A 21,307-nucleotide genomic window follows, 5' to 3' on the forward strand; every position below is an offset into this window, starting at 1 on the left:
TTCACTTCACCAGGGGCAGATTCTCTGCACGCCAGGTGGCGATGCCGCCGTTCAGCCGGGCGGCGGTGAAGCCGGCCTTCTGCAGATCGCCGCACACGGCGCCGGCTTGCTGGCCGGCGCTGTCCACCACGATCAGGGTCTTGGCCTTGTGCTTCTCCAGTAGAGACAGGCTACTGGCGACTTTCTCCTGAGCGATGTTCAGCGCGCCGACGATATGCCCGGCGGCGAAGTCCTTGCTCGGGCGGATGTCGAGCACCACGCCCTCTTCACGATTGACCAGGTTGGTGAGTTCGCCGGTGGACAGGCTGCGCCCGCCCCGACGGGTCTCGTTGAACAGCATCAGGGCGACGATGGCGAGGAAGGCGGCGACGAGCAGCGGATGATGGGTGGCGAATTCGACCACCCGACCGAGAAATTCCATAATGAAAGAGCTATCCAAGGAGGGCTAAAAATGCTGGCCAGTATACACAGCCCCCCGATGGCGCCATACCCTCGCCGACCCCGGGTTATCGGCAGGTAACCAGCTCATCCCAAACTGCCTCCTTGGCGGCTTCCGTCGCTCTGCCTAGGCTTGGCTTCCCTTCATTTCCAAGGAATCCAGCCATGACCTCCATCGCCCTGCTCGGCGCCACCGGTAACGTCGGCAGTCGCCTGCTCGATGAAGCCCTCTCCCGTGGCCATCAGGTCACTGCCCTGGTGCGGGAACCCGCGCGCCTGGCGTCCCGGGCCGACCTGACCGTGGTTGCCGGCGACGTCAAGGATCCGCAGGCTGCCAAGGCGCTGTCCGGCCATGACGTGCTGATCAGTAGCCTGAGATTCGCCGACATCGCACCAGACACGCTGATCGACTTCGCCCGCGCCACCGGCATCCCACGGCTGCTGATCGTTGGCGGCGCCGCCAGCCTGAAGCTGCCGGACGGCTCGCGACTGTTCGATGCGCCGGCCTTTCCCGCGGAATACCGCAGCGAAGCCGGAGCCGGTATCGCTACCCTGGACGCCCTGCGCGGGGTCAGCGACCTCGACTGGGTCTTCGTCAGTCCGCAGATGGTCTTCGCCCCAGGCACCCGCACGGGCCGCTTCCGCCTGGGCGACGATACCCTGCTGTTCGATGCGGCCGGGGACAGCCACATCTCCTACGAAGACTTCGCCGTGGCCCTGCTCGACGAGGTCGAACGTCCCGTTCATCACCGTACCCGCTTCACCGTCGGCTACTGAAACGGAAATGCCCCCTCGTTCGCAGCCTGGCCGCCTGGTCGGGCCGTGAACGCTGAACGGCGTGCCTTGCCGTTTTTTTTGCCGGATGTGACGGGCATACTAGGCGCTTCGCCCTAGAAACGTACGACCTCGCATGCGCCGTGTTCTCGCCCTTCTCCTGCTTGCCAGCGTTCTCGCTCCCGCCCTGGCCGACGATCGCGCCGATACCCAGCGGCAGATCGAGCAGACCCGCCGGGAAATCCAGGAGATGCAGAAGGTCCTCAAGCAGGTGCAGGCCGAGAAGTCCGGCGTGCAGAAGCAGCTGCAGGGCACCGAGACCCAGATGGGCGAGCTGGAAAAGCAGGTCGACTCGCTGCAGAAGCAGCTGGAGAACGGCGAAAAAAAGCTGCAAGAGCTGGACGGGCGCAAGAAGAAGCTCGACCAGTCTCGCGCTGAGCAACAACAGCTGATCGCCGTACAGGTGCGGGCCGCCTACCAGAGCGGCCGCCAGGAATACCTCAAGCTGCTGCTCAACCAGGAGCATCCGGAAAAGGTCAGCCGCACCCTCACCTACTACAACTACCTGAATCGCACTCGGCTGGATCAGCTCGCCACCTTCAACGACACCCTGCGCGAGTTCCGCGAGGTGGAACAAGGCATCCAGCAGGAGCAGAGCGAGCTGGTCGCCCGTCGCGAAGACCTGGAGAAGCGTCAGGCGGAGCTGGCCGAGGTGCGCAAGGAGCGCCAGGCGGCGCTGGCCAAGATCAACGCGGACTACCGCGACAAGAGTCGCGAGATCGAGGCCCGCGAGCAGGATCAGGCCGCGCTGAACAAGGTGCTCAAGACCATCGAGGAAACACTCGCGCGCCAGGCCCGCGAAGCCGAGGAAGCCCGCCAGCGGCAACTGGCCGAAGCCCGCGCCGCCGAGGCCCGGGAAGCGGCGCGGCGCCAGGCGCAAAGCGAGCCGAAAGCCCCGCGTCCCTCGAACGCCCCGGAGCTGGCGGTGTCTAGTGCAGCACCTGCCTATGGCGGCGCCTTCGCCAATGCCCGCGGCAAGCTGCCCTGGCCGGTCGATGGCCGACTGGTGGCGCGTTTCGGCAGTGCCCGCGGCGACGACCCCCGCGCGAAATGGGACGGTGTCCTGATCGCGGCCGGGGCCGGTACCCGGGTCAAGGCGGTGCACGACGGCCGGGTGGTCTTCGCCGACTGGCTAAGAGGCGCCGGCCAACTGGTTATCATCGATCATGGGAATGGCTATCTCAGCCTGTACGGACATAATCAGAGCCTGCTCAAGTCTGCGGGTGACGTGGTCAAGGCCGGGGATGCCATCGCGACCGTCGGCGCCAGCGGCGGTCAGGAAGCCTCCGCCTTGTACTTCGCCATCCGCCAACAGGGCCGCCCGACGGACCCGGTCATCTGGTGCCGTGCTCAGGGATAGTGCGACACACCTCGGTTTAGGAGCTGCACATGCCGCATCGCTTTCGTCCCACCGTCCTGGTCCTCGCCCTGCTGTTCAGCGGCGTCGGAGTCGTCCAGGCGCAATCGCCGCAGAGCACGCCGGCTGCGGTGACGCCGGTCGCACCGGGCGCCGCGCCCGCGGCCCCGGCCAGTGCTCCGCTGCCGCTGGACGAGCTGCGCACCTTCGCCGAGGTGTTCGACCGCATCAAGGCCGCCTATGTGGAGCCGGTGTCGGACAAGGTCCTGCTGGAGAACGCCATCAAGGGCATGCTCAGCAACCTGGATCCGCATTCCGCCTACCTAGAACCCAAGGACTTCGCCGAACTGCAGGAAACCACCAGCGGTGAATTCGGCGGCCTGGGCCTGGAAGTCGGCCAGGAAAACGGCTTCATCAAGGTGGTCTCGCCCATCGACGACACCCCGGCGGCCAAGGCGCGCCTGCAACCGGGCGACCTGATCGTCAAGATCGACGGCCAGCCGACCAAGGGCCAGGCCATCAACGAAGCCGTCGACAAGATGCGCGGCAAGCCCGGCAGCCCCATCGTGCTGACCATCGTTCGCGGTGGTGGCCAGCCGTTCGACGTCAAGCTGGCGCGGGCAGTGATCAAGGTCAACAGCGTCAAGAGCCAGCTGCTCGAATCCGGCTACGGCCTGCTGCGCATCTCGCAGTTCCAGGTGAACACTGGCGAAGAGACGGTCAAGGCCCTTGCCAAGCTGCGTCAGGAGAACAAGGGCAAGCTCAAGGGCCTGATCCTCGACCTGAGAAACAACCCGGGCGGCGTCCTGCAGTCGGCGGTCGAGGTGGCCGATGCCTTCATGACCCACGGCCTGATCGTCTACACCAAGGGCCGCCTGCCCAACTCCGAGCTGCGTTTCTCGGCCGACGCCGCCGATCCCAGCGAGAAGGTGCCCCTGGTGGTGCTGATCAATGGTGGCAGCGCCTCGGCCGCGGAGATCGTCGCCGGCGCTCTGCAGGATTCCAAGCGCGGCATCCTCATGGGCACCGACAGCTTCGGCAAGGGTTCCGTGCAGACGGTGCTGCCGCTCAACAACGACCGGGCGCTCAAGCTCACCACGGCGCTCTACTACACGCCGAGCGGGCGCTCCATCCAGGCCCAGGGCATCACCCCGGACATCGCCGTGGCGCCGGCCAAGGTCACCCCGCAAAGCGGCGGCGACGAATACTTCCGCGAAGCGGATCTGGCCGGTCACCTGGGCAATGGCAATGGCGGCGCCGACCGGCCCACCGGCAGCAAGGCGCCCAACCAGAGTCCGCGGCCGCAGGATGACGACTTCCAGCTCTCCCAGGCGCTGTCGCTGCTCAAGGGACTCAACGTCACCCATACCCCGTGAGGGCGGGACGCTGGCTACTGGCCGGGGCGCTCGCCCTGGTCAGCGCACTCGCCCAGGCCGCCACTGCGCAGCTGACCATCGTCATCGACGACCTCGGGCAAAATCCGGCGCGGGACCGACAGGTCCTCGCCCTGCCCGCGCCGGTGGTCCTGGCGATCATCCCCGAGACCCGCTACGCCGCCGAACTGGCCACCGCGGCCCACCGTGCCGGGCGCACCGTGCTGCTGCACCTGCCCATGGACCCGGCCGGCGGTCCCTATGCCTGGCATCCGGAGATGTCTTCGGCCGAGCGCCTGCAACGCCTGGACCGGGCGCTGGAACGGGTACCTGAGGCGGATGGGGTGAACAATCATGAAGGCAGTCGCATGACCGCGGACCGCCCCGCCATGGCCGAGTTGATGCAGGTCCTGCAGGAGCGTCACCTGCTGTTTCTCGACAGCCGCACCAGCGCGGCCACCGTGGCCGCGGCGGAAGCCCAGAAGATCGGCCTGGCCAGCGTCTCGCGCGATGTCTTTCTCGACAACGACGCCACTCCGGCGGCGGTGGCGGCCCAGCTGGCCGAAGGCGTGCGCCTGGCCCAGCGCCAGGGTAGCGCGGTGCTGATCGGCCATCCGCACCCGGCAACCCTGGCGGTGCTGGCCCAGCAGTTGCCGCTGCTCAAGGTCCAGGGCGTGGAGGTCATCGACCTGCCGCAGATGATCGCCCTGCGCGCCAACCAGGCCATGCCCGGGCACGGCCGCGCCGGTCGCTATCGCTAGCGGCCGTCGGTCCGCGCCGCTTAGCCGTCAGAGATAGTTGTTGGTGATGCTGTCGATCACCCCTTCCTTGCGCATCTGCTCCAAGGCCGCCTTGAGGCGTGTCACCACCTCGTCAGGCGTGTCCTTGTTCAGTGCCAGATACTGATCCACCTCGTTGAAGCGCAACAGCGTCCGTAAGCCGGTGACCCCCTGCTGCTTGGCCAGATAGCGACCGACTGGATCGGCGGTAGCCCAGATATCGATCTGGCCTTTCACCAGTTTGTCGACGTTTTCCTGATCGCGCAGGGCATCGATGACCGGAAGGCCCTGGGCGGTCAGCGTCTTGCTGATCACATCGTTGCGATAGGTACCGATGCGATAGCGGGCGGCGTCCTTGAGCGTCTTGACGTCCAGCTTGCTGCCAGGCAGCGCCTGCAGGGTCCAGCTCGAGCGGCCGAAGGGGCCCACCCACTTGAACTGATCCTTGCGCGCCTCGGTGTAGGCCACGGAGAAGAGGCCGTAGTTGGGCGTTTCCTGGGTCAGCCGATAGATGCGGTCCCAGGGGAAGCGCAGCGAAAGGCTGTACTTGATGCCGGCCCGCTTGAACATCTCGCGGACGATATCGGTGGCGATACCGTCGATGGCGTCATCGCGGGCGAAGTTCTTGTCATCGACCGACATGTTGAAGGGAGGATAATTCTCGGTCAGGAGCACGACCTGGTAGTAATCCGGCAACTCGGCCCGGGCCTGGGTCAAACCCAGGGTGCAACCCAAGACTACACCTGCAAGACGCAACCACAGCTTTTGCATTGCAACTCCCTGGCGACGCACGGCCGCATTTCCGAGGTTTCGTTGAATATCCCTTTACAACATTCAGCGCTCACTGCCGCTGGCTGCGCTGCGGTCGTCAGTCCCGCGTCGATCCCGGTCTAGCCGCCCGGCCGATCCGGAATCCTTGGCCCCTCGCGTTCACGCCCGTCTCCAGACGGGGCGCGTGCGAACGACGCCCACCGCTAGGCGGCGCACTAGAGATAGTTGTTGGTGATGCTGTCGACCAGACCTTCCTGGCGCATGGCATCCAGCGCCTGCTGCAGGCGGGTCACCACCTCGTCGGGGGTGTCCTTGTTCAAGGCCAGGTAGAGGTCGGATTCCTGGAAGCTGAGCAGGGTCTGCAGATTGCTGACGCCCTGCTGCTTGGCCAGGTAGCGGGCGACCACGTCGGTGGTGGCCCAGACGTCGATCTCGCCCTTCTGCAACTTGGCGATGTTCTCCTGATCACGCAGGGCATCGATGGGCACGATGCCCTTCTCCTGGATCATCAGGCTCACCGCGGAATTCTTGTAGGCGCCGACGCGCAGCCGGGCCGCCGTGGCCAGATCCGGCACCTTGAGGGTGCTGTCGGACAGCGCCATGAACACCTTGCGGGTCTTGCCCAGCGGACCGACCCACTTGAACAGCGGCAGCCTCGACTCGGTGCGCGACACGGAGAACAGCGCGTAATTGGGGCTTTCCAGGGTCAGGTTGTAGATGCGATCCCAGGGAAAGCGCAGCGAGAGGTTGTAGTCGATCCCGGCGCGCTTGAACATCTCGCGCACCAGATCGGCGCTGATGCCGTCGATGGCATCTTCGCGGGCGAAGTTCTTGTCGTCCACCGCCATGTTGAAGGGCGGGAAGTTCTCGGTCAGCAGCACCACGCGATAGCCCGCTGGCAATTCCGCCCGGGCAGTCCCCAGGCCCAGGGTGCAACTCAACAGTACGGCGGCGATGGCCAACCAGGACTTGCGCATAGCTCTCTCCTCAGGCGACCGTCCGCGCCGATCGCTCGGCCCGCCGGGATCACAGATAACGATTGAAGATGGTCTGAACGGCGCCGCTCTGGCGCATCTCGTCGAGGGCCTTTTGCAGCTTCTGTACCACCTCGTCGGGGGTCTGCTTGTTCAGCGCCAGGAACAGCTCGCCGCTGTTGAAGCGCAGCAGCATCTTGAGTCCGGTCACGTCTTCCTGGCGGGCCAGGTAGCGGCCGGCGGGATCGCCGGTGGCCCAGACATCGATCTGTCCCCTGACCAGGCGCTGCACGTTTTCCTGATCGCGCAGCGTAAGATCCGGCTGGAAGCCCTGCTGGGCGAGACTCTCGGCGATGGCGTCGCCCTTGTAGGCGCCGATCTTGAGCTGCTGCTTGCGGACGTCGTCCAGGCTGCGCAGCTGCAGGTGGCTGTCGGCGCGCCCGAGCAGCACCCAGTCGTCCGGACCGATGGGACCGACCCACTTGAACAGCCCCTCGCGTTCGGGCAGCCGGGCCGTGACGAAGACCCCGTGGTCGGGCTGATCCAGGGCCATGCCGTAGATCCGCTCCCAGGGAAATCTCAGGGTGAGGTTGTAGGAGATGCCCGCGCGCTGGCACATCTCGCGGACCATGTCGACAGCGATGCCCTTGAGCTCGCCCTCGCGGGCGAAGTTCTTGCCATCCACGGAGAAGTTGTAGGGCGGGAAGTTTTCCGTCAGCAGCGTCAGCTGATAACCCGCCGGTAGCTCCGCCCTGACCGCGGTCGTCGATACCAGCAGCAAACCGGCCAAGCAGGCCCAGATTCCCTTGCGCACGCCCCTCTCCCTGCCGGCACCGCCGGTGCTTAAGATTTTGTGGAGCGTATCACAATCCCTTTTTCGGCCAGGTACCGTTTAGCCTCGGGAATGGTGCATTCGCCGAAATGGAAGATGCTCGCGGCCAGCACCGCAGAGGCCTTGCCTTCGAGGATGCCGTCGGCCAGGTGCTGCAGATTGCCGACGCCGCCGGAGGCGATCACCGGGATGCCCACCGCCTCGCTGACGGCACGGGTCACGCCCAGGTCGAAGCCGTTCTTCATGCCGTCCTGATCCATGCTGGTGAGCAGGATCTCGCCAGCGCCCAGGCCTTCCATCTTCTGCGCCCAGGCCACGGCGTCGAGCCCGGTGGGCTTGCGGCCGCCATGGGTGAAGATCTCCCAGCGCGGGGTTTCGCCCGGACCGCTGACGCGCTTGGCGTCGATGGCCACCACGATGCACTGGGAGCCGAAGCGCGCCGCGGCTTCGCCGACGAATTCCGGGGTGAAGACCGCCGCGGTGTTGATCGACACCTTGTCCGCGCCGGCGTTGAGCAGGTTGCGGATGTCCTGCACGGTGCGCACGCCACCACCCACGGTCAGCGGGATGAACACCTGGCTGGCCATGCGCTCCACGGTGTGCAGGGTGGTGTCGCGGCCCTGGTGGCTGGCGGTGATGTCGAGAAAGGTGATCTCGTCGGCGCCCTGCTCGTTGTAGCGGCGGGCGATCTCCACCGGATCGCCAGCATCGCGGATGTTCTCGAACTTGACGCCCTTGACCACGCGGCCATTGTCCACGTCCAGGCAGGGGATGATGCGTTTCGCCAGCGCCATGTTTCTCTCCAGAAAACGAAGTCAGGTACGTTGCTGCAAGGTGGCGTGTTCCGCCAGCTCCGCGTCGATGAATGCGGCGATCATCGCCCGATAGACCTGCTCGACTACCACAGGCGATGCGCCAGCCTCGACGGCCAGCGCCTTGACCTTGGCGATGACCTGCTCGACGCGTTGTGGCGCACGCACTGCGTCATCGTCCTTCTTGAAGCGCGCCGCCTGGCTGACATAGGCGCCGCGAGCCGCCAGCAACTGAACGATCTGCTGATCGAGTCCGTCGATCGCCGTGCGGACCTCATCGAGAGAAGAGCATTCGATCACCGCCGCGCCCTCAGACCTTGAAGTTGTCGCACAGCGCCTGGGCCTCGGCGACGTCGAGGGTGCCCTCGTAGATCGCCCGGCCGGTAATGGCGCCGATGATGCCCGGGCTGCGGGCGTCGAGCAGGTTCTGGATGTCACCCAGGTTGTGGATGCCGCCGGAGGCGATCACCGGGATGCTGGTGGCTTCGGCCAGGGCGCGGGTGGCCGGGACGTTGCAGCCCTGCATCATGCCGTCGCGGGCGATGTCGGTGTAGACGATGGCGCTGACGCCGTCGGCTTCGAAGCGGCGGGCCAGGTCGGTGACCTGCAGTTCGCTGACCTCGGCCCAGCCATCGGTGGCGACGAAGCCGTCCTTGGCGTCCAGGCCGACGATGACCTTGCCGGGGAAGGCGCGGCAGGCTTCAGCGACGAATTCCGGCTGCTTGACCGCCTTGGTGCCGATGATCACGTAGCTGACACCGGCGCGGACATAGTGCTCGATGGTCTCCAGCGAGCGGATGCCGCCGCCGATCTGGATCGGCAGGCCGGGATAGCGCCTGGCGATGGCGGTCACCACCTCGCCATTGACCGGCTGGCCTTCGAAGGCGCCGTTGAGATCCACCAGGTGCAGCCGGCGGCAGCCGCCGTCGACCCACTGGGCGGCCATGGCCACGGGATCGTCGGAGAACACGGTGGAATCTTCCATGCGCCCCTGGCGCAGGCGGACGCAGGCACCGTCCTTGAGGTCGATGGCGGGGATGATCAGCATGGCAATACCTTGGCTCGGGGGTGAGGGCGATCTAGGGCTTTTCCAGCGCCCAGATGTCGCTTTCCAGGCTGTCGACACGCTCCCTGAGCAGGGTCTGCACGTCGGCAACCGCCTTGTTGTAGTACAGCGGCCCGCACTCGCGGGCGAAGAAATCCAGCAGTTCCTCGACTTCGAACCGCCCCAGGCGGACCTCGAAGCGGTCGTCCAGCAGGGTCTGCAAGGCCGTGACCAGCCGCTGGCTCTGCTCGGGTTCGAGCGTCACCAGCGGCGCGGGCGGCTTGCGCGCCATTACCAGCGGCCGTCCCAGGCGAGAAAGTTGGCATAGAGCTGCAGGCCGCAGTCGGCGCTCTTCTCGGGGTGGAACTGGGTGGCGAAGCGCGAGCCGTCGGCCAGCGCCGCGGCGAAGTCCAGACCATAGTGGCCGCGCCCGACCACCTGGCGCGGATTGCCGGCCTCGACATAGAAGCTGTGCACGAAATAGAAGCGGGCGCGATCGGGAATGCCGTGCCAGAGCGGATGGTCGAGCACATGGCTGACCTCGTTCCAACCCATGTGCGGCACCTTGAGGGTCTCGCCCTCCTCCTGCATGCCACCCGGGAAACGCCGCACGGCGCCGGGGAACAGGCCGATGCAATCCACCCCACCGTTCTCTTCGCTGCGCTGCATCAGCGCCTGCATGCCGACGCAGACGCCGAGGAAGGGGCGGTCCTGGCTGACTTCGCGGACCAGTTCATCGATGCCCTGGCGGCGGATCTCGGCCATGCAGTCGCGGATGGCGCCGACGCCGGGCAGGACGATGCGGTCCGCCTCGCGGATCACCGCGGGATCGCCGGTCACCAGCACCTGGTGGCTACCGGCGTGCTCCAGGGCCTTGGCCACGGAGTGCAGGTTGCCCATGCCATAGTCGATGACGGCTACCGTCTGCATCACAGGCACCCCTTGGTGGAGGGCATGACGCCGGCCATGCGCGGGTCTTCGGCAAGGGCCATGCGCAGGGCGCGGCCAAAGGCCTTGAACACGGTTTCGATCTGGTGATGGCTGTTGACGCCGCGCAGGTTGTCGACGTGCAGGGTCACCTGGGCGTGATTGGTGAAGCCCTGGAAGAATTCGAGGAACAGATCGACGTCCATGCGGCCCACGGTGGCGCGGGTGAAGGGCACGTTCCAGTGCAGCCCGGGCCGGCCGGAAAAGTCGATGACCACCCGCGACAGGGCTTCGTCCAGGGGCACATAGGCATGGCCGTAGCGCTGGATGCCCTTCTTGTCGCCGACGGCCTTGGCGAAGGCCTGGCCGAGGGTGATGCCGATGTCTTCCACCGTGTGGTGGTCGTCGATGTGCAGGTCGCCGCGGCAGTGGATATCGAGGTCGATCAGCCCGTGGCGGGCGATCTGGTCGAGCATGTGCTCGAGGAAGGGGACCCCGGTGTCGAAGCGCGCTGCGCCCGTGCCGTCCAGATCCAGGGATACCTTGACCTGGGTCTCCAGGGTATTGCGCTCGACGGTTGCCTTGCGTTCGGCCATAGCCTGCTCCGCGAAAATCGGTGGGCGAAAGGGCCGATATTATAGGGGCGCGGGGGCTGGATCGAAAGCGCGGCGGGACGAGGCGTCCCACCGCGAGGGGCGCCCGCAGGGGGACGCCCCGTTACCGTCCGGTTCGGCTGTGACTCAGCTGAACAGGGCGGCGGTCTTTTGCAGGGTGATCCAGATACCCCAGGCCAGCGGGATGCCCACGGCCAGCCAGGCGGCGATGGCCAGCGGCTTGGTCTTGGGATCGGCGCTCCACTCCAGCACCTGGGCGCTGCCGGCGTTGCTGTCGTGGCCATTGGCGCGCTCGACGGCGAGCTCGGCCTCGGTCATGAAGTGCTTGTCGGCCACCGGGCGCACCAGCAGGTTGCAGAGGAAGCCCAGCACCAGCAGACCGGCCAGGATGTACAGGGTAATGTCGTACACCTGGGCGCGGGGGATGCCCATGCTCAGCTGGTACTCGCGCAGGTAGTTGACCAGCACCGGACCGAAGACGCCGGCGGCGGCCCAGGCGGTGAGCAGGCGACCGTGGATGGCGCCGACCATCTGGGTACCGAACAGGTCGGCGAGGTAGGCCGGCACGGTGGCGAAACCACCGCCGTACATGGACAGGATCAGGCAGAAGGCGAAGACGAACAGCGCCACGCTGCCCAGGTGACCGGTCCAGGGCACGATGGCATAGAGCACGAAGCCCAGAGTGAAGAAGACGAAGTAGGTCATCTTGCGGCCGATGTAATCGGAGAAGGATGCCCAGAAGAAGCGACCGCCGATGTTGAACAGGCTCAGCAGACCGGTGAAGCCGGCGGCGATGGCGGCGATCTGCTTGAGCTGATCGGCGCTGAGTTCACCGTAGGCCAGGCCGTTGCCCAGCAGACGACCACCAAAGACTTCCTGCAGCAGCGGGGACGCCATGCCGAGGATGCCGATGCCGGCGGTCACGTTCAGGCAGAGCACGGCCCAGACCAGCCAGAACTGCGGGATGCCCCAGATCTTGCTCACGTGGACGTGGCGATTGGTGATCATGTTGCTGCCGGCCTTCTTGGGGGACGGCGTCCAGCCTGCGGGCTTCCAGCCGGTCGGCGGTACGCGGTAACCCAGGGCGCCGCTCATCATGAACACGAAGTAGATCACCGCCATGACCAGGAAGGTCTGCCAGACACCGATTTCGGTGGCCGAAGCGAAGTGACGCATCAGGGCATCGGCCAGGGGGGCACCCACCATGGCGCCGCCACCAAAGCCCATGATGGCCATGCCAGTGGCCATGCCGCGCTTGTCCGGGAACCACTTGATCAGGGTCGACACCGGCGAGATGTAGCCCAGGCCCAGACCGATACCGCCGATCACGCCCGAACCCAGCCACAGCATCCAGATCTGGTGGGTATAGATGCCCAGGGCGGAGATCAGCAGACCACCGCACCAGCACAGGGCCGAGACGACCCCGGCCTTGCGCGGACCGGCGTGTTCCAGCCAGCCCCCGAACAGGGCGGCGGAGCAGCCGAGGAAGATGAAGAACAGGGTGTAGATCCAGCCGAGCTGGGAGATCTTCCAGTCACAGGTGGCACTGAAGATCTGCTCGAAGAAGCCCATCTCGACCGGGCAGGCCACGGCGGCGGTGATGCCGATCGCCTTGGACAGCGGCAGCCAGAAGACCGAGAAGCCGTAGGCCATGCCGATGCACAGGTGGATGGCCAAGGCGGCCGGCGGCACCAGCCAGCGGTTGAAGCCGGGCCGGGCGACGATGCGCTCCTTGGAAAGGAAAGCCGGACGTGCCGAAGCGACACCGCCAGCAGTGAGAGTAGTGCTCATGGGTTCAGCCCTTTTCTAGTGTATAGCGTCCAGGCCGGTGGACATTCCCTGCACGCTTCCCCGTAAACGAGTCAAAGAAACGGCGTCAACCGACCAGAGGTGCGCGACATTAAAGCGCACCCTGGCTAACTGCCACCCCTGCTCATTTACCAGGGTACGGGCGGTGCAAGACCTCCGACGAAACGGGCGAGTACCACCGCTGTCACAGGGCCGATACCTCGATGTCATCGGGGCCGGCCGAGCCCCTATACTGGCCAGTCGCGCCATCGCCCGCCGGAACAGGAATTTCCTCGTCATGAAAGCTTTCGCCAAAGTGCTGGGTATCGTCCTCGTCGGCCTGCTGCTCCTGCTGGTCGCCGTAGGCTTCGCCCTCACCCACCTGGTCGATCCCAACGACTACAAGGACGAGATCCGCCAGCTGGCGCGCGACAAGGCCAATGTCGACCTGCAACTCAAGGGCGACATCGGCTGGAGTCTGTTTCCCTGGCTGGGCGTCGAACTGCACGACGCCACCCTGGCCAGCGCCGCCACCCCCGATCGCCAGCTGGCCCAGGTGCAGCGGCTGATCCTCTCGGTCCGCCTGCTGCCGCTGCTGCTGCGCCGTGACCTGGAGATGAGCGACATCAAGATCGACGGCCTGGATCTCACCGCCAGCCGCGATGACCAAGGCCGCACCAACTGGGCCGAGATCGGCCGCCCCGCGCCCAAGGCAGACACGAGCGCAACCCCGACGGACAGCCCCGCTGGCGCCTCCGCGCCAAGCGAGCCGAGCGTAGGTCGCCAGCCGCTCAAGCTCAACGTCGAGAGCCTGACCGTGCGCAACTCCCGGGTCGAGTACAGCGATGCCCGTAGCGGCGCCCGCTATGCCTTCGAGGGCATCGACCTGGAGACCGGCGCCATCTACGCCGGCACCCCCATTCCCATCAAGCTGGCCGGCACCGCCAGCACCACCCAGCCGCCGGTCAATGCCACCGTGCTGCTCAATGGCGAATTCCGCTTCGATCCCGCCAGCCAGCAGTACGCCCTGGACAATCTCCAGCTGACCGGCGACGCCAGTGGCGAGCCCTTCAATGGCAAGCTGGTCAACTATTCCGCCAATGGCCAGCTGGCCGTCGACCGCCGCGCCCAGACCGCCGAGTGGACCAGCCTCAAGCTCACCGCCAACGACCTCAAGGCCCTGGGCGATCTCAAGCTCACCGGCCTGGAAAGCGATCCGCAGCTGGCCGGGCGCGTCTCTATCGCGCGCCTCGACCTGCGCGCCTTCCTCGATAGTATCGGCGTCGAATTGCCGGCCATGGCCGATGCCAAGACCCTGCAGCGCTTCGAGATGAATGCCCAGGTGCAGGCCAGCCGCAACGCCCTGGCGCTGGACGATTTCAATTTCCAGCTGGACGACAGCACCCTCAAGGGCCGGGTCGCCGTGGCCGACATCGCCCGCCGCGCCCTGCGCGTCCAGCTCAGCGGCGACCGCCTGGACCTGGATCGCTATCTGCCGGCCAAGGCCGCCGCGGCGCGCCAGGCCAATGGCGCGCGCCAGGAAGAGGTCGCCCAGGTCGATGCCATCGCCACCCAGGGCAATTCGCCGCTGCCGGAGGCCCCGACCCAGCATGCCTGGAGCCAGGAAACCCTGCTGCCGGTGGAGCGCCTGCGCAGCCTGGACGCCGAGGTCGATCTCGGCCTGCAGCACCTGACCCTCGATCGCCTGCCCTTCGAAGGCGCCAGCCTCAAGGCCAGGGCCGCCGACGGCCAGCTGCAGCTCAGCGCCCTGGAAGGCGAGTTGTTTGGCGGGCGCTTCGCCGCCGAGGGCGCCCTCGACGTGCGGGGCGTCCAGCCGCAACTGACCGCCCGCGAGCGCATCAAGGGCGTACCGGTGGAGCGCATCCTCCAGGCCCAGGGCCAGAAGCCGCCGGTGGAAGGGCTGCTCGACCTGGACGCCGATCTGCGCAGTTCGGGCGCCAGCCAGCGCAGCCTGATCGACAACCTGGGCGGTACCGCGCGCTTCGCCCTGCGCAACGGCCAGCTGATCGACGCCAACGTCGAAAGCCAGCTGTGCCAGGGCATCGCCCTGCTCAATCGCAAGCCGCTGGAGTTGCCCCATGGCGGCCAGAACACCCCCTTCCGCCAGCTGAGCGGCAGCCTCAGCATCGTCAACGGCGTGGCCCGCAACCAGGACCTCAGCGTCAGCGTGCCTGGCCTTGCGGTAAAGGGCGCGGGCGACATCGACCTGCGCACCCTCGGTCTCGACTACCGGCTGGGCATCACCGTACAGGGCGACACCAATGCCGCCGCCGATCCCGGTTGCCAGGTCGGCGAGCGCTATGCCGACATCGAGTGGCCCCTGCAGTGCCGCGGCCCCCTGGAACTGGGCGCCAAGGCTTGTCGCCTGGATCGCGAGGCCATGGGCCAGATCGTCGCCCGCGCCGCCGGCAATCGTCTGAACGAAAAAATCGAAGAGAAGCTCGGTGATAAGATCAGTCCCGACATCCAGAACGCCATCCGAGGGCTGTTGCAACGTCGATGACTGATGACGACTTTGGTACCGCCGTGCTGGCCTGGTACGACCTGCACGGTCGCAAGGATCTGCCCTGGCAACAGGCCGTGACGCCCTATCGGGTCTGGGTCTCGGAGATCATGCTCCAGCAGACCCAGGTCGCCACCGTGCTGGGCTATTTCGATCGCTTCATGCAGGCGCTGCCCACCGTCGAGGCGCTGGCCGCCGCCCCGGAAGACGAGGTCCTGCACCTCTGGACCGGTCTTGGCTACTACAGCCGCGCGCGCAATCTGCACAAGGCCGCCAAGACCGTGGTCGAGCGCCATGGCGGTGAATTTCCCCGTAGCGTCGAGGCCCTGGCCGAGCTGCCCGGCATCGGTCGCTCCACCGCCGGCGCCATCGCCAGCCTGAGCATGGGCATCCGCGCGCCGATTCTCGACGGCAACGTCAAGCGCGTCCTGGCCCGCTATACCGCCACCGCCGGCTATCCCGGCGAACCCGCCGTGGCCCGCCGCCTCTGGGAGGTGGCCGACCGGCTGATGCCCCGCGAGCGGGTCGGCCCCTACACCCAGGCGATGATGGACCTGGGCGCCACCCTCTGCACCCGCAGCAAGCCCAGTTGCCTGCTGTGTCCGGTCAAGCCGGGCTGCCGCGCCCACCTGCTGGGCCAGGAAACCGAGTTTCCCACGCCCAAGCCGCGCAAGACCCTGCCCCAGCGGCAGACGCTGATGCCGCTGTTCGTCAACGACGCCAATGCCGTGCTGCTGCAGCGCCGCCCCTCGACCGGTCTCTGGGGCGGTCTCTGGGGCCCGCCGGAGGTGGCCGACGTGGCCGAGCTCGAAGCCCTCGCCGAGCGCCAGGGCCTGGCCATCGACGAACGCCAGGCGCTGCCCGGCCTGGTGCACACCTTCAGTCACTTCCAGCTGGCCATCGAACCCTGGCTGGTCCAGGTGGACCATCGCCAGCACCGCGTGGCCGAGGGCGACTGGCTTTGGTATAACCTCGCCTCCCCGCCGCGCCTGGGCCTTGCCGCCCCGGTGCAGAAACTGCTCAAGCGCGCCGAGCAGGCGCTCAAAGGAGAACCCGCATGACCCGCACCGTGATGTGCCGCAAGCACAAGCAGGAGCTGCCTGGCCTCGATCGTCCGCCCTATCCCGGCGCCAAGGGCGAAGACATCTATCAGCACGTCTCCAAGCAGGCTTGGGAAGAGTGGCAGAAGCACCAGACCATGCTCATCAACGAGCGTCGGCTGAACATGATGAACGTCGAGGATCGCAAGTTCCTGCAGGCCGAGATGGACAAGTTCCTGTCCGGTGAAGACTACGCCCAGGCCGAGGGCTACGTGCCCCCCAGCGCCTGAGTCGACGGCTAAGCGCCCGAAAAATCTAAATTTTTTTTTGGGCTCACTGTTGACACAAGGTCGAGAAACGCTTTTAATGCGCCCCGTTGCCCAGGTAGCTCAGTTGGTAGAGCAGGGGATTGAAAATCCCCGTGTCGGCGGTTCGATTCCGTCCCTGGGCACCAAGTACCCTTCCCTAGCAGTCCCCAGCGACTCGGGAAACCCAGAGAAACCGCCCACTGTGGCGGTTTTTTTGTGCCTAGCGTTCCCTACCGATCCCTTTCCAGCCCCGGAAAATGTGAGTAGATTGGTGAGTAGCTGATAGTTCGGCCCCAAAATCTACTCACACAGAAGCCGCCATCCCGCACCCAGAGCGGCGCCCAGGGAACACCCCGTGGCACTCACCGATACCGCAGTCCGCACGGCCAAGCCGCGCGACAAGCTCTACCGCCTTTCCGATGCCCTGGGCCTATGTCTGGAGGTCACGACCGCCGGTGGAAAGCTCTGGCGCCTCCGGTACCGCTTCGCCGGCAAGGCCAAGATGATGGGGCTGGGCGCCTACCCTGCCGTCACCCTGGCCCGCGCCCGGGAAGCACGAGATGCCGCCCGCCGCGTCCTGGCCGAAGGGCAAGACCCGTCGCTGGTGAAACGGGCTGAGAAGCAGGCCCGCGCTGCCCAGGTCCACACGTTCGAGCAGTTGGCCGAGGAGTGGTATGCCTACAGCGCGCCGCGGTGGGCCGAGAGCACCAGCCGCAAGGCCCGGCTCTACCTGGACAACGACATCCTCCCCGACCTGGGCCGGCGCCCGGTGGCCGACGTCACCCGCCCAGACCTAGTGGCGCTGGTGCGCAGGGTCGAGAAGCGCGGCACCCTGAACGCCGCCGGCAAGATCCGGCAGTGGCTGGGCCAGATCTTCCGCTACGGCCTGGCGAACGGCACCGCCACCACTAACCCCGCGACGGACCTCGACGTGGTGGCCGCACACGCGCCGCGCGCCCGAAATCATCCCCATGTGCCCCTGAGCGAGCTTCCGGCCCTCCTGCGCGATCTGGAGGCCTCTCGTAGCGATCTGCACACCCGCCACGCGATCCGCCTCCTGCTGCTCACTGCAGCGCGCCCTGGAGAGCTACGGCAAGCGCCCTGGGCTGAGTTCGACCTAGATGCGGCGACGTGGACAGTGCCGGCCGAGCGGATGAAGGCGCGTCGCCCTCACATCGTCCCCCTGCCCCGCCAGGCCGTCGCCCTGCTGCGCGAGCTGCACCAGCTGACCGGGGCCTATCCCCTGGTCTTCGCTGGCAAAGCCCGCCCGGAGCGCCCCATGAGCGAGAACACGATCAACAAGGCCCTCCGCCTGATCGGCTACGGTGACCGCCAGACCGGCCACGGCTTCCGGCACCTCATCAGCACCGAGCTGAACGGCCGGGCCTACAACCGCGACTGGATCGAGCGGCAGCTGGCCCACGGCGACGCCGACGAGATCCGGGGCACCTACAACCACGCCCACTACCTGGAACAGCGGCGCGGGATGATGCAGGCCTGGGCCGATGAGGTGGATGCCCTGTGCTCTGGCGCAGAAGTGGTGCCGATTCGGAGGGCGCAGCAGTGAGTGACCACGACGAGTACGACTGGCGCAACTACGACCTGAGCGACTATTCGGATGATTTCGTTCAGGACTTCAAGGAGATACTGGAGCAGGCCCGTGTCCAGCGTGCGCGCGACCCCAAAGAATTGGAGGCCGAAGCAAACCTGCCAGCACGGCGCCGCCTGAGCGCGATCTGGCAGCAGGCCTGGGGGCCGATATCAGAAAGGCTGCGCAATCCTGACGCTGAATATGCGTCGTTTGACGAGCTGAGAAGCGCTGCTGAGGCTCTGTTTGACGCTGACAGGTCGGCCAGCAAAACACTGCAGATAGCCTTCGAACAGTTCGAGAGCGTGGCAGACGGAGATGAAGAAAAGGACTGTCAGTTGCGCTACGCACTGACCAGCCTGCTCACAGCGGCCCTGTCTGGGCGGGTGGCAGCTGCCTACAAACAGGCTTCTGTCGAGAAGGCCGCTATTCGCGGTCTGAATGCAAAGGCGGAAGCCTCTGGCGCCCTGATAGCACGCGCCCAGGGTATCGCCAGCGAGCTATGGGAGAAGGACACCACCCGCTCGATCCGCGTCGGTGATATGGCCGACCACGTCTATGCGCGCCTGCTCGATGAGGCGCAGGACGCCGCCCAGGCGCCGGAGCTGGACCGGGTACGGAAATGGATCAAGGAAGTGGCGCCGGACTATGCCAAGCGCCCCGGAAGGCCACCCCGGAAATCATGACACTCGTAACGATAATCATGATTTTCGCCACGTAAATCATGATTACCGCAGCGAGCGCCCAATTTTTCGCCGTTCACTACAGCTGGACCATGTAGCCATTCCCCACAGCGCCCTTGGAGGCACTAAATGGCTACCGCAGAACCCCGCCGCTTCATCCGCCGTCACCAGGTCGAGGCGCTGACCAGCCTCAGCCGCACTCAGATATACCGCCTGATCGCCCGCAACGAGTTCCCCCGCCAGGTGAAGCTGGCACCCGGCCACGCCGTGTGGGTTGAGCAGGAAGTGGCCGCCTGGGTTGACCAGCGCATCGCCGCTGCCCGAGGGGAGGCCGCCTAAATGACCGACAAAAAAATAGGCCGCCCCCAAGAGAGCAGCCCACAAGATACCGGCGTCCAGAATATCACCCTTCCCGCGCAGCGTGCGCGCTTCCTGGAGAGCCTGCGCCACGGCCCGGTGAGCACCATCGAGGCCCGCTCCGAGCTGAACATCATGCAGCCGGCCGCCCGCATCAAGGAGCTGCGCGACCTGGGTCACCCCATCCAGACGCACCTCAAGCCGCTGTACGACGATCAGGGCCGCTACCACTCGCGCGTCGCTGTGTACTACCTGTCGGGCGGTAGCGAGGTGGCAGCATGATTTCCCTTGTCGTCCCCATCGTTCCCGGCTATCGTGGCTCTGTCGCGGCAAAATCCGCGACCGGGTGTGCAAGCCCGATTGAATACAGGCGCAACAGCGCCCAGACCACGACTGAGAGCGCTTTTTTTGTGTTCGCCAATCGTGTTATGGCAGCTGTGCGTGGGAGGCCTTCGGGCCTGCCGGGTTCCTGTATCTCCGGTCTTGCACACCCGCGCACAGCTGCCTCCAATCATGTGCAAGTGATGGCGGCAGCTCCTACTGATACAGGAGCTTTGCCCATGATCCCTACCCGCAATCCGTCCGCTATCCGTGCCCGTGCCGCTGCGCACCGCCAGATGGCGCTGTCCGCCCTGCACGCTGATTCCTCCCTGTCGACCCGCCTCCGCCGCTACAACGCCCACATGGCGATCGCTCGCGACCTGGAAGCCCAGGGGGTGACCCATGGCCAGCGTTAAGCACACCAGCCAACAGCACCAGCCCAACACCTCCGACGATCACATTTCCTTCGGTGTGTGGATCTACGTGGACGACAAGTACGTCCGCCAGGTGGCCTACGACCTGGAGACCGTCGAAGAGGCCCGCGCAATCGCCGCGCGCTGCACAGGTGACGCCAAGGTCGTTCGCTTCACGTTCTGGGACTGATCCAGCCATGGCCGGCAAGACGAAGGGCAACCAGAAGACCGGCGGCCCGAAGTACTTCCCGACGCAGAACCGGATGGTTCAGTCGGAAAGGCATCGGGCACTTAGCTTCGTGGCGAAGGGCGTTCTGCAGGAGCTATGCGCCCAATTCAACGGGCGCAATAACGGCGACCTGTCGGCGACCCGGACGATGGCCGAGGCCTGGGGTATTGGATCGCCGCTGACGTTGCAGAAGGCGCTGAAAGAGTTGGTGGTAGGTGGGTGGATCTTGCAGACGCGCTGCAGCGTGTTCTCCCGCCACGGCTCTCGTTGCGCCCTGTACGCGCTCAGCTGGCTACCGATCAACGAGTGCCCGGGTAAGGACCTGGAGGTATCGCCGACCCAGGCGCCGCCCACGCCGATAACGACCCTCATCGCTTCCGTTTCTTCCTGTTCAGAAAGTGAACCATGACGGTTCAGAAAATGAACACGTAGACCCCGAAAACACCCCCGAATCGGGGTATTTGACCGCTCTACGTGTTCACGGAATGAACCACTAAGGCCGTTCTACCTGTTCAGAAAGTGAACACCTTTTTATACGTATACCAGGTACCTAGGTGAAACCATGGCAGTGAACATGCTTTTCCAAGGCTCGAAAGAGGACGAAAACAGGGTGCAAATGGCGAGCGGCCCTCGCGGCGCAAATTGCACCCCGCAACCTGCACAGACTGCACCCCGTCGCATTGGAGTGGTGCCGATCCCTGTCCGCCTGATCCAGAGCCCGCGCTATCGAGCGCTCAGCTTCTCGGCCCGAATGGTGTTCGTCGAGCTGTGCGCCCAGGCGACCTACGTGCCGAGTGGCTGGCTGACTGCTACGCGGCCCCAAGCGCTGGAATGGGGGCTCAAGTCGCAGGGTACGCTGGCGAAGGCCCTGGACGACCTGCACCAGGCGAACTTCATCACCTGCACCGACGATGAACCCGGCCTGACCTACCACTACCGCATCAACGTGGAGGGCTGGGAATGATCTGCTCGAATCTGAGCGCATCTCGCCATGGCGCAGATCTGCTCCATCATCCAGTTCTGGATCATCCGAAACCCAGCGCAAAGCGAACGAAACCCAGTCGGTTACCCCTGGGTTATCTGAAGGGCTTTCACGATCAAGTCGTAAAACTCGCAGTCGGTGGCCTGAACGCCAGGAGGCCCCATGGTCCAGTTCTGGGCCATGCATGTTCAGGCCGTAACACATCGGCCCGAGTGAGACGTTTTGGTCTCACTGAGACGATTCGAGTCGGACAGGTTGGTGCGATTCTGACCGTAAACACCTCGGATGTGAGGGATTTACCCTGCCCAAAAGGCACAA

At 65.7% G+C, this 21,307-nt stretch carries 26 protein-coding genes and 1 tRNA gene; 16 read left to right on the top strand and 11 right to left on the bottom strand.

All coding sequences use genetic code 11. The annotated features are described in order from the left end of the window. Position 1: 1 nt before the first annotated feature. Positions 2-421, bottom strand: coding sequence for a rhodanese-like domain-containing protein (locus tag EC839_RS12045; protein ID WP_007159777.1), 420 nt, complete (start codon positions 419-421; stop codon positions 2-4). Positions 422-603: 182 nt separating this feature from the next. Here EC839_RS12045 and EC839_RS12050 point away from each other — a divergent pair, with 182 nt between their 5' ends. The 4 genes from EC839_RS12050 (at position 604) to EC839_RS12065 (ending at position 4,763) form a co-directional block, all read left to right on the top strand. After that, the gene (locus tag EC839_RS12050) at positions 604-1,215 is read left to right on the top strand and encodes an NAD(P)-dependent oxidoreductase (protein WP_007159778.1); all 612 of its coding nucleotides are present in this window, start codon (positions 604-606) and stop codon (positions 1,213-1,215) included. A gap of 133 nt (positions 1,216-1,348) precedes the next feature. Continuing rightward, positions 1,349-2,632 (top strand): murein hydrolase activator EnvC, encoded by a 1,284-nt coding sequence (locus EC839_RS12055; RefSeq protein ID WP_007159779.1) that lies wholly within the window; start codon positions 1,349-1,351, stop codon positions 2,630-2,632. A gap of 29 nt (positions 2,633-2,661) precedes the next feature. Then, positions 2,662-4,005 (top strand): S41 family peptidase, encoded by a 1,344-nt coding sequence (locus EC839_RS12060; RefSeq protein WP_007159780.1) that lies wholly within the window; start codon positions 2,662-2,664, stop codon positions 4,003-4,005. Then, positions 4,002-4,763: a divergent polysaccharide deacetylase family protein gene (locus EC839_RS12065; protein ID WP_007159781.1), complete on the top strand. Its 762-nt coding sequence runs from the start codon at positions 4,002-4,004 to the stop codon at positions 4,761-4,763. Before EC839_RS12060 ends, EC839_RS12065 begins: the two co-directional genes overlap by 4 nt. 27 nt (positions 4,764-4,790) lie before the next feature. On the opposite strand, the gene EC839_RS12070 is transcribed toward EC839_RS12065, so the two are convergent. The 10 genes from EC839_RS12070 to EC839_RS12115 all read right to left on the bottom strand — a co-directional run bounded on the left by EC839_RS12070 (position 4,791) and on the right by EC839_RS12115 (position 12,547). Next, positions 4,791-5,552: an ABC transporter substrate-binding protein gene (locus tag EC839_RS12070; protein ID WP_039975502.1), complete on the bottom strand. Its 762-nt coding sequence runs from the start codon at positions 5,550-5,552 to the stop codon at positions 4,791-4,793. A 215-nt stretch (positions 5,553-5,767) separates the two neighbouring features. Continuing rightward, the gene (locus EC839_RS12075) at positions 5,768-6,529 is read right to left on the bottom strand and encodes an ABC transporter substrate-binding protein (RefSeq protein WP_007159783.1); all 762 of its coding nucleotides are present in this window, start codon (positions 6,527-6,529) and stop codon (positions 5,768-5,770) included. Positions 6,530-6,578: 49 nt separating this feature from the next. Continuing rightward, entirely contained in the window at positions 6,579-7,340 is a 762-nt protein-coding gene (locus tag EC839_RS12080; RefSeq protein WP_007159784.1) for an ABC transporter substrate-binding protein, read from the bottom strand. A gap of 29 nt (positions 7,341-7,369) precedes the next feature. After that, a complete protein-coding gene (gene hisF / locus EC839_RS12085) occupies positions 7,370-8,152 on the bottom strand; it encodes an imidazole glycerol phosphate synthase subunit HisF (protein ID WP_007159785.1) in 783 nt (260 codons plus the stop codon). A gap of 21 nt (positions 8,153-8,173) precedes the next feature. Beyond that, on the bottom strand, positions 8,174-8,470 hold the full coding sequence (locus EC839_RS12090) for a chorismate mutase (RefSeq protein WP_007159786.1): 297 nt from the start codon (positions 8,468-8,470) through the stop codon (positions 8,174-8,176). Between the two features lie 10 nt (positions 8,471-8,480). Then, on the bottom strand, positions 8,481-9,218 hold the full coding sequence (gene hisA, locus EC839_RS12095) for a 1-(5-phosphoribosyl)-5-[(5-phosphoribosylamino)methylideneamino]imidazole-4-carboxamide isomerase (protein WP_007159787.1): 738 nt from the start codon (positions 9,216-9,218) through the stop codon (positions 8,481-8,483). Between the two features lie 31 nt (positions 9,219-9,249). Further along, positions 9,250-9,507, bottom strand: coding sequence for a DUF2164 domain-containing protein (locus tag EC839_RS12100; protein ID WP_007159788.1), 258 nt, complete (start codon positions 9,505-9,507; stop codon positions 9,250-9,252). After that, positions 9,507-10,145: an imidazole glycerol phosphate synthase subunit HisH gene (gene hisH, locus EC839_RS12105; protein ID WP_007159789.1), complete on the bottom strand. Its 639-nt coding sequence runs from the start codon at positions 10,143-10,145 to the stop codon at positions 9,507-9,509. The genes EC839_RS12100 and hisH overlap by 1 nt, the downstream gene beginning before the upstream one ends. Further along, the gene (gene hisB, locus EC839_RS12110; RefSeq protein WP_007159790.1) at positions 10,145-10,738 is read right to left on the bottom strand and encodes an imidazoleglycerol-phosphate dehydratase HisB; all 594 of its coding nucleotides are present in this window, start codon (positions 10,736-10,738) and stop codon (positions 10,145-10,147) included. The genes hisH and hisB overlap by 1 nt, the downstream gene beginning before the upstream one ends. 144 nt (positions 10,739-10,882) lie before the next feature. After that, positions 10,883-12,547, bottom strand: coding sequence for an OFA family MFS transporter (locus tag EC839_RS12115; protein WP_132832561.1), 1,665 nt, complete (start codon positions 12,545-12,547; stop codon positions 10,883-10,885). 295 nt (positions 12,548-12,842) lie between these two features. Here EC839_RS12115 and EC839_RS12120 point away from each other — a divergent pair, with 295 nt between their 5' ends. The 12 genes from EC839_RS12120 (at position 12,843) to EC839_RS12170 (ending at position 20,971) form a co-directional block, all read left to right on the top strand. After that, complete coding sequence (locus EC839_RS12120; protein WP_007159791.1) at positions 12,843-15,068, top strand: AsmA family protein; 2,226 nt, start codon at positions 12,843-12,845, stop codon at positions 15,066-15,068. Further along, positions 15,065-16,129 (top strand): A/G-specific adenine glycosylase, encoded by a 1,065-nt coding sequence (mutY, locus tag EC839_RS12125; RefSeq protein WP_007159792.1) that lies wholly within the window; start codon positions 15,065-15,067, stop codon positions 16,127-16,129. Before EC839_RS12120 ends, mutY begins: the two co-directional genes overlap by 4 nt. Beyond that, positions 16,126-16,398, top strand: coding sequence for an oxidative damage protection protein (locus tag EC839_RS12130; RefSeq protein ID WP_007159793.1), 273 nt, complete (start codon positions 16,126-16,128; stop codon positions 16,396-16,398). Before mutY ends, EC839_RS12130 begins: the two co-directional genes overlap by 4 nt. Before the next feature lie 88 nt (positions 16,399-16,486). Beyond that, a tRNA-Phe gene (locus EC839_RS12135) sits at positions 16,487-16,562 on the top strand. A 209-nt stretch (positions 16,563-16,771) separates the two neighbouring features. Further along, a complete protein-coding gene (locus tag EC839_RS12140; protein WP_132832562.1) occupies positions 16,772-17,983 on the top strand; it encodes an integrase arm-type DNA-binding domain-containing protein in 1,212 nt (403 codons plus the stop codon). Then, positions 17,980-18,690: a hypothetical protein gene (locus EC839_RS12145; protein WP_132832563.1), complete on the top strand. Its 711-nt coding sequence runs from the start codon at positions 17,980-17,982 to the stop codon at positions 18,688-18,690. The genes EC839_RS12140 and EC839_RS12145 overlap by 4 nt, the downstream gene beginning before the upstream one ends. A gap of 126 nt (positions 18,691-18,816) precedes the next feature. Then, the gene (locus EC839_RS12150) at positions 18,817-19,026 is read left to right on the top strand and encodes an AlpA family transcriptional regulator (protein WP_132832564.1); all 210 of its coding nucleotides are present in this window, start codon (positions 18,817-18,819) and stop codon (positions 19,024-19,026) included. Next, the gene (locus tag EC839_RS12155; protein WP_132832565.1) at positions 19,027-19,326 is read left to right on the top strand and encodes a helix-turn-helix domain-containing protein; all 300 of its coding nucleotides are present in this window, start codon (positions 19,027-19,029) and stop codon (positions 19,324-19,326) included. It abuts the gene before it with no gap. A 278-nt stretch (positions 19,327-19,604) separates the two neighbouring features. After that, entirely contained in the window at positions 19,605-19,781 is a 177-nt protein-coding gene (locus EC839_RS24155) for a hypothetical protein (protein WP_165904667.1), read from the top strand. Next, a complete protein-coding gene (locus tag EC839_RS12160; RefSeq protein WP_132832566.1) occupies positions 19,768-19,968 on the top strand; it encodes a hypothetical protein in 201 nt (66 codons plus the stop codon). Before EC839_RS24155 ends, EC839_RS12160 begins: the two co-directional genes overlap by 14 nt. A 7-nt stretch (positions 19,969-19,975) precedes the next feature. Then, complete coding sequence (locus tag EC839_RS12165) at positions 19,976-20,416, top strand: hypothetical protein (protein ID WP_256681064.1); 441 nt, start codon at positions 19,976-19,978, stop codon at positions 20,414-20,416. A 279-nt stretch (positions 20,417-20,695) separates the two neighbouring features. Further along, on the top strand, positions 20,696-20,971 hold the full coding sequence (locus EC839_RS12170) for a hypothetical protein (RefSeq protein WP_132832567.1): 276 nt from the start codon (positions 20,696-20,698) through the stop codon (positions 20,969-20,971). Positions 20,972-21,307 lie beyond the last annotated feature (336 nt).

The organism is Pseudomonas sp. JUb52, assembly GCF_004341115.1.
In the GTDB taxonomy this organism is placed as follows: Bacteria; Pseudomonadota; Gammaproteobacteria; order Pseudomonadales; family Pseudomonadaceae; genus Chryseomonas; species Chryseomonas oryzihabitans.

Coding starts and splice junctions, on each gene's coding strand:
- EC839_RS12045 (WP_007159777.1), bottom strand. CDS start 421: ATGGAATTTCTCGGTCGGGTGGTCGAATTCGCCACCCATCATCCGCTG.
- EC839_RS12050 (WP_007159778.1), top strand. CDS start 604: ATGACCTCCATCGCCCTGCTCGGCGCCACCGGTAACGTCGGCAGTCGC.
- EC839_RS12055 (WP_007159779.1), top strand. CDS start 1,349: ATGCGCCGTGTTCTCGCCCTTCTCCTGCTTGCCAGCGTTCTCGCTCCC.
- EC839_RS12060 (WP_007159780.1), top strand. CDS start 2,662: ATGCCGCATCGCTTTCGTCCCACCGTCCTGGTCCTCGCCCTGCTGTTC.
- EC839_RS12070 (WP_039975502.1), bottom strand. CDS start 5,552: ATGCAAAAGCTGTGGTTGCGTCTTGCAGGTGTAGTCTTGGGTTGCACC.
- EC839_RS12075 (WP_007159783.1), bottom strand. CDS start 6,529: ATGCGCAAGTCCTGGTTGGCCATCGCCGCCGTACTGTTGAGTTGCACC.
- hisF (WP_007159785.1), bottom strand. CDS start 8,152: ATGGCGCTGGCGAAACGCATCATCCCCTGCCTGGACGTGGACAATGGC.
- hisA (WP_007159787.1), bottom strand. CDS start 9,218: ATGCTGATCATCCCCGCCATCGACCTCAAGGACGGTGCCTGCGTCCGC.
- EC839_RS12100 (WP_007159788.1), bottom strand. CDS start 9,507: ATGGCGCGCAAGCCGCCCGCGCCGCTGGTGACGCTCGAACCCGAGCAG.
- hisH (WP_007159789.1), bottom strand. CDS start 10,145: ATGCAGACGGTAGCCGTCATCGACTATGGCATGGGCAACCTGCACTCC.
- hisB (WP_007159790.1), bottom strand. CDS start 10,738: ATGGCCGAACGCAAGGCAACCGTCGAGCGCAATACCCTGGAGACCCAG.
- EC839_RS12115 (WP_132832561.1), bottom strand. CDS start 12,547: ATGAGCACTACTCTCACTGCTGGCGGTGTCGCTTCGGCACGTCCGGCT.
- EC839_RS12120 (WP_007159791.1), top strand. CDS start 12,843: ATGAAAGCTTTCGCCAAAGTGCTGGGTATCGTCCTCGTCGGCCTGCTG.
- mutY (WP_007159792.1), top strand. CDS start 15,065: ATGACTGATGACGACTTTGGTACCGCCGTGCTGGCCTGGTACGACCTG.
- EC839_RS12130 (WP_007159793.1), top strand. CDS start 16,126: ATGACCCGCACCGTGATGTGCCGCAAGCACAAGCAGGAGCTGCCTGGC.
- EC839_RS12150 (WP_132832564.1), top strand. CDS start 18,817: ATGGCTACCGCAGAACCCCGCCGCTTCATCCGCCGTCACCAGGTCGAG.
- EC839_RS12155 (WP_132832565.1), top strand. CDS start 19,027: ATGACCGACAAAAAAATAGGCCGCCCCCAAGAGAGCAGCCCACAAGAT.
- EC839_RS24155 (WP_165904667.1), top strand. CDS start 19,605: ATGATCCCTACCCGCAATCCGTCCGCTATCCGTGCCCGTGCCGCTGCG.
- EC839_RS12160 (WP_132832566.1), top strand. CDS start 19,768: ATGGCCAGCGTTAAGCACACCAGCCAACAGCACCAGCCCAACACCTCC.
- EC839_RS12165 (WP_256681064.1), top strand. CDS start 19,976: ATGGCCGGCAAGACGAAGGGCAACCAGAAGACCGGCGGCCCGAAGTAC.